Source organism: Clostridium pasteurianum BC1, from assembly GCF_000389635.1.
GTDB classification, from domain to species: domain Bacteria; phylum Bacillota; class Clostridia; order Clostridiales; family Clostridiaceae; genus Clostridium_I; species Clostridium_I pasteurianum_A.
This window is the reverse complement of sequence record NC_021182.1, coordinates 4,337,035-4,352,015: the sequence shown is the minus strand read 5'-3', so window position 1 is coordinate 4,352,015 and position 14,981 is coordinate 4,337,035. Positions and strand designations below refer to the sequence as shown.

Here is a 14,981-nt window from a genome sequence, read left to right as displayed (position 1 = left end):
CAAAAAAGTTTACAGATAATTGTAACTATATTTATACTTAGATTTATAAATAATATAGCTTATTTCTAGTAAATTAACAAATAATATAAATTATTTTATTGATTTATCAAAATATTTTGTAGGTTTCTGTTGGATTTTATAGATGCAATTATAATATATAAATATAATCTTACGACAAAGAGATGATAGAAGTCAAAAGGAAATAATTTAGTAAGCATATTAAAAGAAATAACAAATCAAAGATGTTGTATATTTTGTATTGATAAGGACGCGGGCTCTGATGATAGTGGGATCATCAAAAAGATTCTGCAGAGGCAGTATGGTGCAAAATAGAGTAGCATATTAAATTAAGAAAGGTGAAATTAAATGAAGAAATTGAAAAAATTTAGATGTGGATTAGCTCTGCAGATTGTTATTGGTCTGGTACTTGGTATTACAGTAGGAGCTATTTTTTACGGAAATCCAGCTGTGGAGACCTATCTTGAACCAATAGGACAAATTTTTCTTAACCTTATAAAGATGATAGTTATACCTATTGTTTTTTCATCACTGGTAGTTGGGGTTGCAGGTGTAGGTGATATTAAAAAGCTTGGCAGACTAGGTGGTAAGACTATTATTTACTTTGAATTAATTACTACCATTGCTATTATTGTGGGTCTTGGGGCTGCTAATATATTCCATCCTGGAAGTGGTGTAAATATCCATGAACTTTCAAAAGTAAGTATTAAGAGCTATATGAATACAGCCACTTCATCTCATCATAGTTTGGCAGATACTTTTGTAAATATTGTTCCTAGTAATTTCTTTGAAGCACTTTCTACAGGAAATTTACTTCCAATTATATTTTTCTCTGTTATGTTTGGCTTAGGGGTAGCTTCTATAGGAGAAAAGGGAAAGCCAGTACTTAATTTTTGTCAAGGTATTGCTGATGCAATGTTTTGGGTAACAAATCAAGTTATGAGAACTGCACCTATTGGTGTATTTGCACTCATTGGAGTTACAATATCTAAATTTGGAATTGCCTCTTTGATTCCATTAATAAAATTAATTATTACTACTTATGGTGCAATGATTTTCTTTATACTGGTGGTACTTGGAATTGTAGCAAAGCTAGCTGGTACAAGTATCTTTAAAATGATTAGAATATTAAAGGATGAAATTATCCTAGCTTATACTACTGCAAGTTCTGAATCAGTTTTACCAAAGATTATGGAGAAGATGGAGAAATTCGGTTGTCCAAAGGCCATTACATCTTTTGTTATCCCAACAGGATATTCTTTTAATCTTGATGGATCTACATTGTATCAATCCATAACAGCATTATTTATTGCACAGATATATGGAATTCATATGTCCTTTCCAGCTCAAATTAATTTAGTGATCGTGTTACTTGTAGCTTCAAAGGGCATGGCAGGGGTACCGGGAGCATCTTTTGTAGTTCTGCTTGCAACTTTAGGAACTGTAGGTATTCCAATGGAGGGAGTAGCTTTTATTGCAGGAATAGATCGTGTTCTTGACATGGCAAGAACTGTGGTAAATGTTGTGGGTAATTCTTTAGCAGCGGTAGCCATATCAAAATGGGAAGGTAAATATAATTCTGTAAAAGGACAAGAGTATATTGAAAATGTAAATTCTGTAGGCGAAATAGCCTAGGAATGGTGTTTAGAACTATAGAGATATTTCTTTCAATGGATTGATGATTTAGGAAAGCCATTAGCTGAAAATAGAATACTTATGGGACTTGGAGATTTTATTGTAAGTGTTACTTTATACTTTATCTTTGGCATACACCCACCACCTATCCTGTGTTTAGGGGTGGGGGGCTTGGGATGTACCAACTATCGTTAGTATAGTTACCAAGTTACCCCTTTGCCCAACGGTTTTTTATTTAAATATTATTATACTATCAGACTATATATAATTTTTGCCATTTCGTTATCACTTTCTTTCATGCCATTCTTAGCCCACTCTATTAATACTTTATAATATCCTCCTGCTATATATTCAATCACATATTTTTCTATTTCTCGCGGGTATGACTTATTACAAACCATGCCTGAAAATAATGAGTGAAAAAATTCACTACATCTTTCCAGAAGCAAATTAGTCAAATTGGAATTAATCAAATTATTAATTAATTTCTTATGTTCTCTGAAGTAGGCAAAATATAAGCATAGGTTCTCATAATTATGGAGTTCCTTGTTGCTTAATATTTGATTCAAATGATCTCTAAAAAATATAAGAAGAACTCGGGCTGGCTGCTCGAGTTTTATTTTTATTCGTGTTTTACAATAAACATCTAATTATATTATTTATTTTGTAATTTTTTAAAATATTTTTATGAAATTAATAAAATAATTTGTAGGTTTTTGTTGGATTTTATAGTTCGAAATTATAATTTAAATATACAAACATTAGACAAGCTTACTTATGCTTTAATAAAAAATTGGAGGAATATTTTATGAAGAAAAAACTAATAGCAGCAATAACTGCTTTCACAATCTTAACAACAGTATTATTAGCCGGATGTGGCAATTCAACATCACAAGCAGGTGGAAAGAAAAAATATATTATAGCAACAGATGTTACTTTTGCACCTTTTGAATTTCAAAAGGATGGTAAATATTTAGGTATAGATATTGATTTATTAAATGCCATTGCAAAGGAAGAAAATTTTGAGCTTGAACTAAAACCTATGAATTTTAAAGGTATAATACCAGCTCTAACTTCAAATCAGGTAGATGGTGCAATTTCAGGTATGACTATAACTGATGAAAGAAAAAAGGTTCTTGATTTCAGCGATAAGTATTATGATTCAGGATTAGGCTTAGTTGTTAAACAAGATAATGCAGATATAAAATCTATGAATGATTTAAATGGAAAAACTATTGCCGTAAAGAAGGGAACTTCTGGAGCTGAGTTCGCAGAGAAGAATAAGGATAAATATAAGTTAAATATAAAGTATTTTGATGATACTCCTTCTGTATTTCAAGAAATAAAAAATGACAATGCAGTAGCTGATTTTGAAGACTATCCTGTAATAGCTTACAGCATTAGTGTAAATCCAAATCAAGGTTTAAAAGTTGTTGGAGAAAAATTAACTTCAGAACCTTATGGTTTTGCTGTTAATAAGGGAAAAAACAAAGAACTTTTATATAAATTTAATGAAGGTTTTAAAAAATTAAAAGCAAATGGACAATATGATGAAATCATAGCTAAATATATTAAAAAGTAGGTGGAAACTCTTGAACATGGAAATACTTATAAAACAAAGCTTGCCAACACTTCTATCTGGACTGAAAGTTACACTGGAAATTGCAGTGGTAGCTTTGATTATTGCTACTGTAATAGGATTATTTATTGGTCTTATGAATATAAGTCATAATAAAATTTTGAAAATAATAGCTGCAATATATATAGACATCATAAGAGGAACTCCACTTATAGTACAGGCGTTTTTCATATATTTTGCATTACCAGGGGCTCTTAATTTTAAAATTGATCCATTGACTGCAGGTATAGTAGCCATAAGTCTTAATGCAGGTGCCTATATAGCTGAAATATTCAGAGGAGGTATTATGTCTATAGATAAAGGGCAGACAGAAGCAGCTAGAAGTCTTGGATTATCCTATGCTCAGACTATGAGAAAAGTCATCTTGCCTCAGGCAATAAGAAGAATGATTCCTGCTCTTATAAATCAGTTTATAATTTCACTGAAGGATACATCCATTTTATCTGTAATTGGATTACAGGAATTAACGCAAAGTGGGGAGATAATTATAGCCTCGACTTACAGGGCCTTTGCAATATGGACTATGGTGGGATTAATGTACTTTATCATAATTACGATAATTTCTAATTTATCAAGAAAGCTTGAGAGGAGGTTAAAAGTATGCTAGAAGTTAAAAATTTAAAAAAGCAATATGGAGATTTGCTTGTACTTGATGGTGTAAATCTATCAATAGATAAAAGTGAAGTACTGTGTCTTATAGGACCTTCAGGCTCAGGTAAAAGCACATTCCTCAGATGTTTAAATGGTTTGGAAGAAATAAATGGAGGAGATGTATCGGTAAAAGGAAAAAGCTTAATTGATAGTAAAATTAATATAAATAAATTAAGAGAAAATATTGGAATGGTCTTTCAGTCTTTTAACCTGTTTCCTCACTTAAGTGTACTAGAAAATATAACATTGGCTCCTGTTTTACTTAAAAAAATGGACAAAAATGAAGCAAGAGAAAAAGCATTAAATTTACTTCAAAAGGTAGGATTAGAGGAAAAATCCAACGTATATCCGGAAAAGCTTTCCGGAGGTCAAAAGCAAAGGGTAGCTATTGCAAGAGCACTGGCTATGGATCCGGAAATAATGCTTTTTGATGAACCAACTTCAGCACTGGACCCAGAAATGGTTGGAGAGGTTCTTAAAGTTATGAAGGATCTTGCAAAAGAAGGTATGACTATGGTAGTGGTTACCCATGAGATGGGATTTGCTAGAGAAGTAGCAGATAGAGTTATTTTTATGGCAGATGGCAATATTGTAGAGGAAGGTACACCGGAAAATATATTTTCAGATCCTAAAAACCAAAGAACTCAAGATTTTTTGAGAAAAATATAATTAATTCACAATCAGCACAGCTAAAAGGATAATGTCCCTTATTGTTTCTTTATAATCATTTTGAGTAGAGAATTTTATAAATTTTTTAATATATTATGTATTATAGGACTCTTTAAAATATACCTCATTAAATAGAGATTAAAAATATAAAGATTAAAGGAAGTTTGTTATCATGACAGAAATTAAACAGGAAGTAAACTTAAACACAGCACAAATGTTAGTAAAGTGCCTAGAGGCTGAAGGAGTAAAGTATATTTTTGGTATTCCAGGTGAAGAAAATCTGGAAGTAATAAATGCAATTGCAGATTCAAGTATTAAATTTATTACAACTCGTCATGAGCAGGGTGCCGCATTTATGGCAGATGTTTATGGGCGTCTCACAGGGAAGGCAGGAGTTTGTCTGTCAACCTTAGGCCCTGGTGCAACTAATTTAGTCACAGGTGTAGCAGATGCTGACGGTGATGGTGCTCCTCTTGTTGCCATTACAGGTCAGGTAGGTACTGAAAGAATGCATATTACCTCACATCAATTTTTAGATCTTTGCAAAATGTTTGAACCAATTACAAAGAGAAGTAAACAAATTCTTCGTCCTGATACTGTTAATGAAATTGTTAGAATTATTTTTAAATATGCTGAAAGTGAAAAACCAGGAGCAGGTCACATTGACTTGCCTGTAAATATTTCAAAAATGCCAGTAAGCATTGGAGAAAAACCTTTAGAAAAAAAGATTCCACCAATTGAGCATGCGGATTTATCCACAATTGAAGAAGCAGCAGGTGAGATTTTTCAAGCAAAGAATCCTGTTATATTAGCTGGAATAGGTGCTATCCGCAATAACTGTGCAGAGGCTGTTACGGAATTTGCAAATAAGTTAAAAATTCCTGTAATTAATACAATGATGGCAAAAGGTATTATTGCCTTTGATAATAAATATTCAATGTGGACAATTGGTATTCCTCAAGAGGATTATGTGGATAAAATTATAGAGAAAGCAGATTTAGTAATTACAATAGGATATGATATTGTAGAATATTCTCCATCAAAATGGAATATAACTGGTGATATCAAAATTGTGCATATTGATACAAGACCGTCACATATCAATAAATTATATCAGCCAATTGTAGAAGTAGTTGGAGAAATTTCAGATTCCCTTTATGATATAATGAGAAGAACATCAAGAAAGGTAGAACCAGTAAAAGCTCTAGGGATTAAAGCAAAAATGTTAGCTGAACATGAAAGCTATGCAAATGACAATGCCTTTCCAATGAAGCCACAAAAAATTTTGAATGATGTGAGAAAGGTCATGAAAGCAGACGATATTGTTATATCAGATGTAGGAGCCCATAAAATGTGGATCGCCAGACATTATAATTGTTATAAACCTAATACATGTATTATTTCAAATGGATTTGCTACAATGGGTATTGGACTTCCAGGTGCAGTTGCAGCAAAACTAACTAATCCGGATAAGAAAGTATTAGCTATTGTTGGCGATGGTGGATTCATGATGAATAATCAGGAATTAGAAACAGCACTTCGTATAGGGACTCCAATTGTAGTTTTAATATTTAATGATAGTAACTATGGTTTAATAAAATGGAAACAGGAGGATCAATATGGAAAGAGTTGCTGTGTAGATTTTACTAATCCTGATTTTGTAAAAATGGCTGAGAGCATGTATGCAAAAGGATATCGTATAGAAAAGGCAGAGGATTTAATAGGGACTTTAGAAGAGGCATTTAAACAGAAAGTACCAGTAGTTATTGACTGTAAAGTTGACTATGGTGAAAATGTAAAATTAACAAAGCGTTTAAAGAAAGTTTGTGAAAGTCTATCCCAGTAATATTCGTTCATAATAGAGAGGTGTAAAGTGAAGGAATTATCTATCAAACCAAAGATTTACACATTTGACAGATGTGAAGAATTTATAAATAAGTTTAAAATAGGAAAAGATGATTTGATTATTACAAGTGAACACAACTACAGGGCATATTTTGAGAAATTTAACCTTCATGCCCATGTAATTTTTATTAGAAAATATGGTCATGGAGAACCAAGTGATGAAATGGTAGAAGCCATATACAAGGATATAAAGGATATTTCTTATAAAAGGGTAGTTGGAATTGGTGGGGGAAGTGTTCTTGATGTTTCAAAATTGTTTGCACTAAAAACAATTTCACCGATAATTGATTTGTTTGATCATAAATTACAATTTATAAAGAATAAGGAATTGATATTGATTCCTACTACCTGTGGAACAGGTAGTGAAGTGACTAACATTTCTATTCTTGAATTAAAGTCAAGACATACAAAACTTGGTCTTGCCGTAGATGAATTGTATGCAGATTATGCTATTATGATTCCAGAACTTTTGAAAGAGTTACCCTTTGGATTTTTTGCTACCAGCTCTATTGATGCATTAATTCATGCCATTGAATCAAGTGTTTCACCAAAGGCTACAAGTTATACAGAAATGTTTTCCTATAAAGCAATGGAAATGATTTTAAAAGGATATCAGGAAATTGAAAAATATGGACGGTCGGCAAGAATTCCGATGCTAAAAAATTTTTTACTGGCAAGTAATTATGCAGGAATTGCCTTTGGTAATGCAGGGTGTGGAGCAGTACATGCCATGAGCTATCCACTAGGGGGTAATTATCATGTTCCCCACGGAGAATCAAATTACGAGATGTTTACCGGAGTTTTCAAAAAATATCAAGCTCTAAAGCCAATTGGAAAAATCACAAAATTAAATGGATTCTTAGCAAAAATCTTAGGATGCAAGGAAGATAAAGTCTATATGGAAATAGAAAAACTTCTAAATGTGCTTATTCCTAAAAAGCCATTACATGAGTATGGTGTTTCAGAAGAAGAACTAAAAGAATTTACTGAAAATGTCATGACAAAACAAGGACGTTTAATGGCAAATAATTATACGGAACTTACTAGGGAAACAGTATATGAAATATATAAATCCTTGTACTAAAGTATATATTAAATCGAAAACATCAGCTATGTATATTATTGCATAACTGATGTTTTCTTATAAATTAATACATTACAGTGTTAAAATACTTTGATAGGACTAAAATAAGTACAAAAACTAGTATAAAAGTGTTATAAATTATAAAAATAAATGATATTATATATAAAAATGGACAATACTACAGAAAAATCAAGAATAACGTTACATAACAGAGTTATTATAACATCTTTTACAATGTTGTATATGCTATAATATGAACCATATATTAATAAAAAAACGGGGTGAAATAAATGGATAATATACAATTTACAAAAGAATATATTAATGATCGAATTGAGGAAAGAGGATTTGATGAATATGGACAAATATGCATTGATTTCTCCAATATATGCAACAAAACAGAGTTGCTTTTAGCTGTAAAACAGTTAGAATTTACAGCTAAAAAAGGACAAGGTAAAGGTGTGTATTGGATCGTGAAAAAATAATCTTTATCACAATCATTAAATATCTAAATTATTATTTAGGCATATTCAAATAAATAGACTAGCATCTTTGACTTACTATTTATTTCAATATGTCTTAAAATTGTTCTTAAAATTTTAAATAATAATCCTTTTTTATATGTTATACTAATAAAAAATACATTTAACGACAAAAAGGGGTTGAAATTGGTTCTTAATAACCTAATGGGTTATGTTGAATATGAACCTTATAATTATGAAATTTAAAAAAATTATATATGTATTTATAATTAGTATATTTATTTTAACTTTATATGGGATGTTTCATCAACGCAGCACTTTATATAGCAAAGTTAATGCAATTAATACAGTAAAGGTTACAATACCTGAAGGATATACAAATGAGCAAATAGGACAAGCACTGCAAAAATCAGGATTGGTTACAGAAAAAGACTTTGTAAATGAAGCTGAAAATTGGACAGATGATAATTACTGGTTTTTAAAAGGGGTGCCAAATGATAAGCATAAGTTAGACGGATTCTTGTATCCTGCCACATATTCTTTTCCAAAGAATGCATCAAGTAAAACAATTATAAATGAAATGCTTAAAACCTTTGCGATAAACATAGAACCTAGTAAAAATTATATAACCGAGAACAAACTAAATATAAGAAATGTTGTAATAACAGCTTCTCTAGTAGAAAAAGAAGCAGAAAAAGATGTAGACAGACCAAAGATAGCAAGTGTTATTTATAATAGGTTAAATAAAAATATGCCATTGCAAATAGATGCAACTATCCTATATGTAATTGGACATAGAGACAAGCTATACAATAAAGATTTAGCAGTGCAATCACCATATAATACCTACTTGAATAAAGGATTGCCACCGTCACCAATATGTAATCCAGGCACTAAGTCAATAAATGCCGCTATCCATCCATCAAGTACGAATTATCTTTATTATGTATTAAATAGTAAAACTAATGAGCATGTATTTTCTGAAACCTATGCTGATCATGCTAAAAATGTATCCTTATATGTCAAATAAACGAAGTAGCTAAAATACAGAAAAGCATAATATTTCTACTTGAATTTTAGCATTGTGAATTTTAGCAATTTTTGAACATAATGCAAGTCCCAAACCATCACCTTTATTACGTCTATCTCTTGATTTATCAACCATATAAAAAGGCTTAAATATTTTTTCTATGTACTCATCGATTACGTACTATTTATGCGTTGAAGTGATCTTTTAATTGTCTCCTAATTGTAAAATATATTTGTAAGTTATATTATAATTATAGTATACTTGTAGTTTTAAAGGGAGAAAATTATAACGAAATGAGGAGTGCGTATGCCTAGGATAGGTGCTGGAAATGTGAAATTTTATAAGGAGACAGATGAAAAGCCTAATATAACTAAGTCCCTTGTAATTAGAATACTCACTTATTTTTTTCCTTATTGGAAATTAATGATTGCCATGTTTCTAACAATCATAACAACCTCTATTTTGGGGATTATTCCATCAATTTTAACTAAGGGTATTATCGATAGTGCACTACCTAAAGGAAACTTGAAGCTGCTTTTATTATACATATTGATGTCTTTTGGTATATTGATGTTAAGTAATCTTATTTCAGTGGCTCAAAGCTATCTTAATAGTCTTGTTTCAAAAAATATTATTCGTGACTTGCGTGGAGATATGTACAAGCATCTGCAGAATATGTCACTTAAATTTTTTTCTGATGTTCATACTGGTGAAATTACATCTTTAATAAGTAATGATATCGGGGGTATTGAAAGCGTATTTTCAAATACATTTATTCAGATTTTCCAGGGGATTTTTGTCTTTGTCACAACGGCCATAACACTTTTTTATACAAACTGGAAACTTGCCATTATAAGTCTCCTTATGTTGCCTTTGTTTCTGGCACCAACCAAGAAAGTTGGAAAGAAGAGATGGAAAATAGCTAAGCAGACTCAGGATAAACTTGCAGAGCTAACTAACATAATTACTGAAACTCTCAACGTCAGCGGATCCCTTCTTATTAAGCTTTTCACCAAGGAAAGGGAAAGGTGTGAAGAGTTTCAAGCTGTAAATAATGAAGTGACACGTCTTCAGATTCATGAAACAGTAGTTGGCCGGTGGTTTTTTATGACAATACAGACCTTTGTTTCCGTCAGTCCCATGCTTATTTATCTCTTTGGTGGAATATTCATGATCAAATACCATGATATTACTATCGGTGGAATTGTTATGTTTGTTACACTTATAGGCAGGCTTTATGGACCAGTCACTACATTTTCCAATATTCACGTGGATATTGTTCGTTCTATGGCACTTTTTGAACGTATCTTTAAATATTTCGATTTGAAAAGTGAAATTATAGAGAAAGTGGATGCTATAAATGTAAATAATGTAAAAGGTGAAATTTCCTTTGAAAATGTTCAATTTTCCTATAACAAAAAATCCACAGCACTTTTAGATGTTAACTTTGTTATAAAAGCTGGTCAGATGGCAGCTTTTGTGGGACCAAGTGGAGCTGGAAAAACTACAATAACTTATTTGGTACCTAGGCTGTATGATGTTTCTGAAGGAGCTGTTCTAATTGATGGTATAAATATAAAGGATATGACTCTTGAATCTCTGCGTGGTCAGATAGGCATGGTAACTCAAGAAACTTTCCTTTTTAATATCTCTATTCGTGAAAATCTTCTTTTTGCCAAGCCTAATGCCAGTGAAAAAGATATTATAAATGCATGCAGAACGGCTAATATACATGATTTTATTATTTCTTTACCTGATGGTTATGATACCGTGGTAGGGGATAGAGGTATTAAGTTATCGGGTGGTGAAAAACAGAGAATTTCAATCGCTCGAACTTTACTAAAAGATCCTAAAATTGTAATTTTTGATGAAGCCACATCAGCTCTGGACTCAAATTCCGAAACGTTGATTCAGCAAGCTATTGAACCACTTTTAAAATCCAGAACCAGCCTTGTAATAGCACACAGGTTATCCACTATAATATCAGCAGATGTAATCTATGTGGTGAAGGAGGGCAGCGTGGTGGAGAGTGGAACTCATGAGGAACTGCTGCATGCAGGAGGAGTATATAAAGATCTATATGATAAACAATTTAAAGCTTTGAAAAAGCATGAAAGCAGCATTTAATAAATTACATATTACTGTACAGTTGTAATTTTTTAATAAACAGTGCTGCTAATCTGGATATGCTTTTTTCATGTACCATATAGGAAAAATATCTATTGTATTCAGTTTTAGTAGGAATAATTTCTATTTCTCTGTTTTTTACTGCCTCATTTACAACTAAAGATGAAATAAAGGTTATTCCAAGATTATTTTTAACGGCTTCCTTTATGGCATAATTACTTCCTAAGACGATAAAGTTCTTGGGTGATATACCTTCATTATTCAAAAAAATATTTAAGTTTTCTCCCGTTCCAGAGCCTTCTTCTCTATGTATCCAGGTTTGTCTTGATAAGTAATCTCTTAGTTTTAAGTCATTATTGCCACAAAAGGAGTTAGGAGCAACAATAACCATGGTATCCTTGTAAAAATTTTTATGCACATAATTATGTACAGGAACTGTACCTTCAATCAAAGCTATATCTATATCATAATTTTTGAATTTATCGTATATATGCTTTGTATTTTCTATGGTAACCTCCAGTTTTGTTTTTGGAAACTCTTTAATAAAATCACCTAATATGGATGGAAGGAGGAATTCTCCTATAGTCATACTTGAACCAAGCTTTAGGGTTCCCGAAATGGAATTGTGATAGCTACTTAGTTCTTCCTTGGTTTCTTCTAAAAATCCCAGCAGCTGCTTAGCACGTTCATATAAAATTTTACCTGTCTGTGTAATTAATATATTTCTCTGTTTATTTGATCTCTCTATTAACCTTGTATTAAAATATTTTTCTAGAATTGCTATGTGTGAACTGACACTTGGTTGAGATATATTAATAAAATTTGCAGCTTTAGTAAAACTTTTTTTATCTACAACAGCAATAAATGTTTTTAATTCTTCTATCATAATATCACCCTAGTTATTAAAAATATTAATAGGTATAATAAAAAATCTGTATTATACTTATTGGTTAAAAGAAAGTATACTATAGACACAATAATGTTGCAAGAAAAACAGAGGTGTTATAAATGAAAAAATTAAATGAAGTTCTTCTAAGTGAAATTGATGAATTTAGAAGCCTTGGTCATAAATTTTTAAAAGGTGAAGTAAGTAAAATGGATTTTAAAAAAGCTTCTGGTGGTATGGGGGTATATGCCCATCGCAATGGAAAAGAATTTATGATAAGATTCAGAATACCATCAGGCATAGCTTCTAGAGAAAATTTAAAATTAATATATGATTTTGCTAATAGATACAATTTAAAGGGAATACATCTAACTACTCGACAGGCAGTTCAATTACATGGTATTAGTATTGATGATATTTGTGATGCAATGAAAGAGGGAATAGAAAAAGGACTATATTCAAGAGGGTCAGGAGGAAATTTTCCAAGAAACGTTGCCGTATCCCCACTATCAGGAGTAGAAAAAGAAGAAGCCTTTGATGTATCTCCCTATGCTTTGGCAGTAGGACAGCATTTTTTAAAAAAAATATATTTATATAAACTACCAAGAAAGTTAAAGGTATCATTTTCTAATAATAATGATGATCTATCTCATGTAACTGTAGTTGACTTAGGTTTTTTAGCTGTAAAGAAAAATGAGAAGGACTATTTTAAGGTATATTTAGGTGGCGGACTTGGAAGAAATCCTAAACTATCTGCAGAATTTCCTGAGCTTATAGAATCAAAAGATGTTTTATATCATATTGAAGCTATGACAGAGCTTTTTATAAATGAAGGAGACTATAATAATAGTGGAAAAGCCCGTATAAGGTATATAATGGAGCGAATGGGCAAAGAGGAATTTGTAAATTGCTATAAAAGCTACCTTGAAAAAGTAAAAGCAAATGAAAATTTAGAAATAGATATTAAAGAGAAATTTTATCCGATGACTAGTCGCTGTAATATTCCACCTTATAAAGGAGGAGATAACAGCCACACGTCCCTGGATAATCCATCTAAACTTGGTGGGAGTACAAACTCCAACCAAGTAAGATTCATTGATAATAGAAAGGAAATTGAAACCGCAATAGAAAATCCAAGATTGGTTTCTCAAAAACAATTTGGACTGTATAGCATATATATCCATCCAGTAGGAGGACAATTATCCTTAAAGGATTTAAAACTTATATTAGAAGAGACGGAAAATATAGAAGATGTAGAAATAAGATTATCCTTAACTGAAGGTTTATATATTAGAAATTTGAATGGAAAAGAAGCAGAAATACTTCTTGAAAAAACAAAGCATATAGGTGGGGTAACACGCTTAGAACATTCAGTATCCTGCATTGGTGTGCCAATATGTCAAATGGGTGTTTTGGAGACTCAGCGTACTTTAAAGGAAATAGTAGATTATTTTAAAAGGAATAATTTTACTAAAGATGTGCTGCCGCAAATTCATATATCAGGATGTCCAAATTCCTGCGGTGTACATGAGATAGGTAAAATTGGACTCTGCGGAAAGATGAAAAAGATTAATGGTGAACTAAGAAATGTATTTGAACTTCATTTAGAAGGGGATCTGGGTGTAGGTAAGACAAAACTTGCTAAATACTATGGGGATATTCTTCAGGAAAAAATACCTGAGTTTTTATATGAACTGGCTATAATTGTAGATGATTCTAATGAAGAATTTTCTAAGTGTATAGAAAGAAATGAAGAACAAATAAATAAATTTATACAAAAGTATATAGTATAGAGTTAGAAGCATATTAATGAATCTTACTTAATGGGAGTTTGAACTTAAACTATGTTTAGATATTGGAGCTGTCTCAAAAGGAATAAATATTCACTAAATTTGAGAACGGCCCTATTTCTTTATTAAAAATAGGATTTTAATAATTATTTCTTAAAAAACTTTATCGCAATGCATAGATATGCATTGTGAGACAGGCTCTTCAATTATGAGCCTGTCTGAATTATATTAACTCCCCAATTTAATTAATTTCTCCACTTCACCTTCTGGGCACGTGAAAGAGCCTAGTGGATGTGGTGAATTTGAATAGTATCCATGAAAGTCTGTTCCGCCGGTCATAATTAAACCATATTTTTCAGCAATACTTTTTATTTGCTTTTTTACTTCCTCTGAATTCCTAGGGTGATTGTATTCAACACCTTGTACCAATTTCTTTTCTGCCAATTTTTCTAATAATCCTATGGAATCAAATTGACCAGGGTGGGCCATAACTGCAATGCCGCCTACTTCTTTTATTATTTCTAATGCTTCGTATACGCTGGGGTAGGAAATTTGTACATAGTATTTTCCCTTTTTTGAAAGCAATCCTTTATAAAATTCACCAATTACAATGTTTGTGTATCCTAAATCTGCCATAGGCTGCATTATGTGAGTTTCATACATGGATTGGCTTTTGGAACTGTATTTCTCTATGTCCTCCATGGTAATGGGGTACTCCTCCATCAACATTTGTGCCATTTGTCTTTTGGCATTTTCTCTATTAATTAAAGTTTTATTTAAAAATCCCTGAAGTTTAAACATATCTTTTGGAAAATAGCAAAGCATATGAACGGAACGTTTGGTTTCATAGTCAGTAGTGGATATCTCAACTCCTGGTATTACAGATATGCCTATTTTTTCACCAAGTGTATAGGCTGGAAGAACCCCTGCCATAGTATCATGATCTGTAATTGCCATGCAATTTAAACCAATTTTTTTTGAATAAAGTACAATATCCTGTACACTCAAAACTCCATCAGATAAAAAACTATGATTATGCAAATCAGCTTTCATTTTTTTCCTCCT

At 31.5% G+C, this 14,981-nt stretch carries 14 protein-coding genes; 10 read left to right on the top strand and 4 right to left on the bottom strand.

Going from position 1 to position 14,981, the window contains the following annotated elements; all coding sequences use genetic code 11:
• The first annotated feature begins 366 nt into the window (after positions 1-366).
• Positions 367-1,653 (top strand): cation:dicarboxylate symporter family transporter, encoded by a 1,287-nt coding sequence (locus CLOPA_RS20165; RefSeq protein ID WP_015617275.1) that lies wholly within the window; start codon positions 367-369, stop codon positions 1,651-1,653.
• 245 nt (positions 1,654-1,898) lie between these two features.
• Here CLOPA_RS20165 and CLOPA_RS25695 read toward each other — a convergent pair whose 3' ends face one another.
• Positions 1,899-2,222, bottom strand: coding sequence for a TetR-like C-terminal domain-containing protein (locus CLOPA_RS25695; protein ID WP_015617274.1), 324 nt, complete (start codon positions 2,220-2,222; stop codon positions 1,899-1,901).
• A gap of 239 nt (positions 2,223-2,461) precedes the next feature.
• On the opposite strand from CLOPA_RS25695, the gene CLOPA_RS20155 reads away from it, so the two are divergent.
• From CLOPA_RS20155 to mltG, 7 genes are all read left to right on the top strand, one after another.
• Positions 2,462-3,235, top strand: a complete 774-nt coding sequence (locus CLOPA_RS20155; RefSeq protein WP_015617273.1) for a transporter substrate-binding domain-containing protein — start codon at positions 2,462-2,464, stop codon at positions 3,233-3,235.
• A gap of 16 nt (positions 3,236-3,251) precedes the next feature.
• Positions 3,252-3,899: an amino acid ABC transporter permease gene (locus CLOPA_RS20150; RefSeq protein ID WP_015617272.1), complete on the top strand. Its 648-nt coding sequence runs from the start codon at positions 3,252-3,254 to the stop codon at positions 3,897-3,899.
• Positions 3,893-4,612, top strand: coding sequence for an amino acid ABC transporter ATP-binding protein (locus tag CLOPA_RS20145; protein ID WP_015617271.1), 720 nt, complete (start codon positions 3,893-3,895; stop codon positions 4,610-4,612). Before CLOPA_RS20150 ends, CLOPA_RS20145 begins: the two co-directional genes overlap by 7 nt.
• A gap of 172 nt (positions 4,613-4,784) precedes the next feature.
• A complete protein-coding gene (locus tag CLOPA_RS20140) occupies positions 4,785-6,458 on the top strand; it encodes an acetolactate synthase large subunit (protein WP_015617270.1) in 1,674 nt (557 codons plus the stop codon).
• A gap of 27 nt (positions 6,459-6,485) precedes the next feature.
• Positions 6,486-7,601: a 4-hydroxybutyrate dehydrogenase gene (locus tag CLOPA_RS20135; protein ID WP_015617269.1), complete on the top strand. Its 1,116-nt coding sequence runs from the start codon at positions 6,486-6,488 to the stop codon at positions 7,599-7,601.
• A gap of 290 nt (positions 7,602-7,891) precedes the next feature.
• Positions 7,892-8,086 (top strand): hypothetical protein, encoded by a 195-nt coding sequence (locus tag CLOPA_RS20130; RefSeq protein WP_015617268.1) that lies wholly within the window; start codon positions 7,892-7,894, stop codon positions 8,084-8,086.
• A gap of 232 nt (positions 8,087-8,318) precedes the next feature.
• Positions 8,319-9,113 carry an endolytic transglycosylase MltG gene (gene mltG, locus CLOPA_RS20125; RefSeq protein ID WP_242834237.1) on the top strand — a complete coding sequence of 265 codons (795 nt, stop codon included), beginning with the start codon at positions 8,319-8,321 and terminating at the stop codon, positions 9,111-9,113.
• 9 nt (positions 9,114-9,122) lie between these two features.
• Here mltG and CLOPA_RS26565 read toward each other — a convergent pair whose 3' ends face one another.
• Positions 9,123-9,275 carry an ATP-binding protein gene (locus CLOPA_RS26565; RefSeq protein ID WP_347460086.1) on the bottom strand — a complete coding sequence of 51 codons (153 nt, stop codon included), beginning with the start codon at positions 9,273-9,275 and terminating at the stop codon, positions 9,123-9,125.
• A 144-nt stretch (positions 9,276-9,419) separates the two neighbouring features.
• Between CLOPA_RS26565 and CLOPA_RS20120 the strand changes: the two genes are divergently transcribed.
• Positions 9,420-11,240, top strand: a complete 1,821-nt coding sequence (locus tag CLOPA_RS20120) for an ABC transporter ATP-binding protein (RefSeq protein ID WP_015617266.1) — start codon at positions 9,420-9,422, stop codon at positions 11,238-11,240.
• A gap of 4 nt (positions 11,241-11,244) precedes the next feature.
• Here CLOPA_RS20120 and CLOPA_RS20115 read toward each other — a convergent pair whose 3' ends face one another.
• A complete protein-coding gene (locus CLOPA_RS20115; protein WP_015617265.1) occupies positions 11,245-12,126 on the bottom strand; it encodes a LysR substrate-binding domain-containing protein in 882 nt (293 codons plus the stop codon).
• 122 nt (positions 12,127-12,248) lie between these two features.
• On the opposite strand from CLOPA_RS20115, the gene CLOPA_RS20110 reads away from it, so the two are divergent.
• Positions 12,249-13,919, top strand: coding sequence for a nitrite/sulfite reductase (locus CLOPA_RS20110; protein WP_015617264.1), 1,671 nt, complete (start codon positions 12,249-12,251; stop codon positions 13,917-13,919).
• A gap of 225 nt (positions 13,920-14,144) precedes the next feature.
• On the opposite strand, the gene CLOPA_RS20105 is transcribed toward CLOPA_RS20110, so the two are convergent.
• Positions 14,145-14,969: a PHP domain-containing protein gene (locus CLOPA_RS20105; protein WP_015617263.1), complete on the bottom strand. Its 825-nt coding sequence runs from the start codon at positions 14,967-14,969 to the stop codon at positions 14,145-14,147.
• Between the last annotated feature and the right edge of the window lie 12 nt (positions 14,970-14,981).

Coding starts and splice junctions, on each gene's coding strand:
- CLOPA_RS20165 (WP_015617275.1), top strand. CDS start 367: ATGAAGAAATTGAAAAAATTTAGATGTGGATTAGCTCTGCAGATTGTT.
- CLOPA_RS20155 (WP_015617273.1), top strand. CDS start 2,462: ATGAAGAAAAAACTAATAGCAGCAATAACTGCTTTCACAATCTTAACA.
- CLOPA_RS20150 (WP_015617272.1), top strand. CDS start 3,252: ATGGAAATACTTATAAAACAAAGCTTGCCAACACTTCTATCTGGACTG.
- CLOPA_RS20145 (WP_015617271.1), top strand. CDS start 3,893: ATGCTAGAAGTTAAAAATTTAAAAAAGCAATATGGAGATTTGCTTGTA.
- CLOPA_RS20140 (WP_015617270.1), top strand. CDS start 4,785: ATGACAGAAATTAAACAGGAAGTAAACTTAAACACAGCACAAATGTTA.
- CLOPA_RS20130 (WP_015617268.1), top strand. CDS start 7,892: ATGGATAATATACAATTTACAAAAGAATATATTAATGATCGAATTGAG.
- mltG (WP_242834237.1), top strand. CDS start 8,319: ATGAAATTTAAAAAAATTATATATGTATTTATAATTAGTATATTTATT.
- CLOPA_RS20120 (WP_015617266.1), top strand. CDS start 9,420: ATGCCTAGGATAGGTGCTGGAAATGTGAAATTTTATAAGGAGACAGAT.
- CLOPA_RS20115 (WP_015617265.1), bottom strand. CDS start 12,126: ATGATAGAAGAATTAAAAACATTTATTGCTGTTGTAGATAAAAAAAGT.
- CLOPA_RS20110 (WP_015617264.1), top strand. CDS start 12,249: ATGAAAAAATTAAATGAAGTTCTTCTAAGTGAAATTGATGAATTTAGA.
- CLOPA_RS20105 (WP_015617263.1), bottom strand. CDS start 14,969: ATGAAAGCTGATTTGCATAATCATAGTTTTTTATCTGATGGAGTTTTG.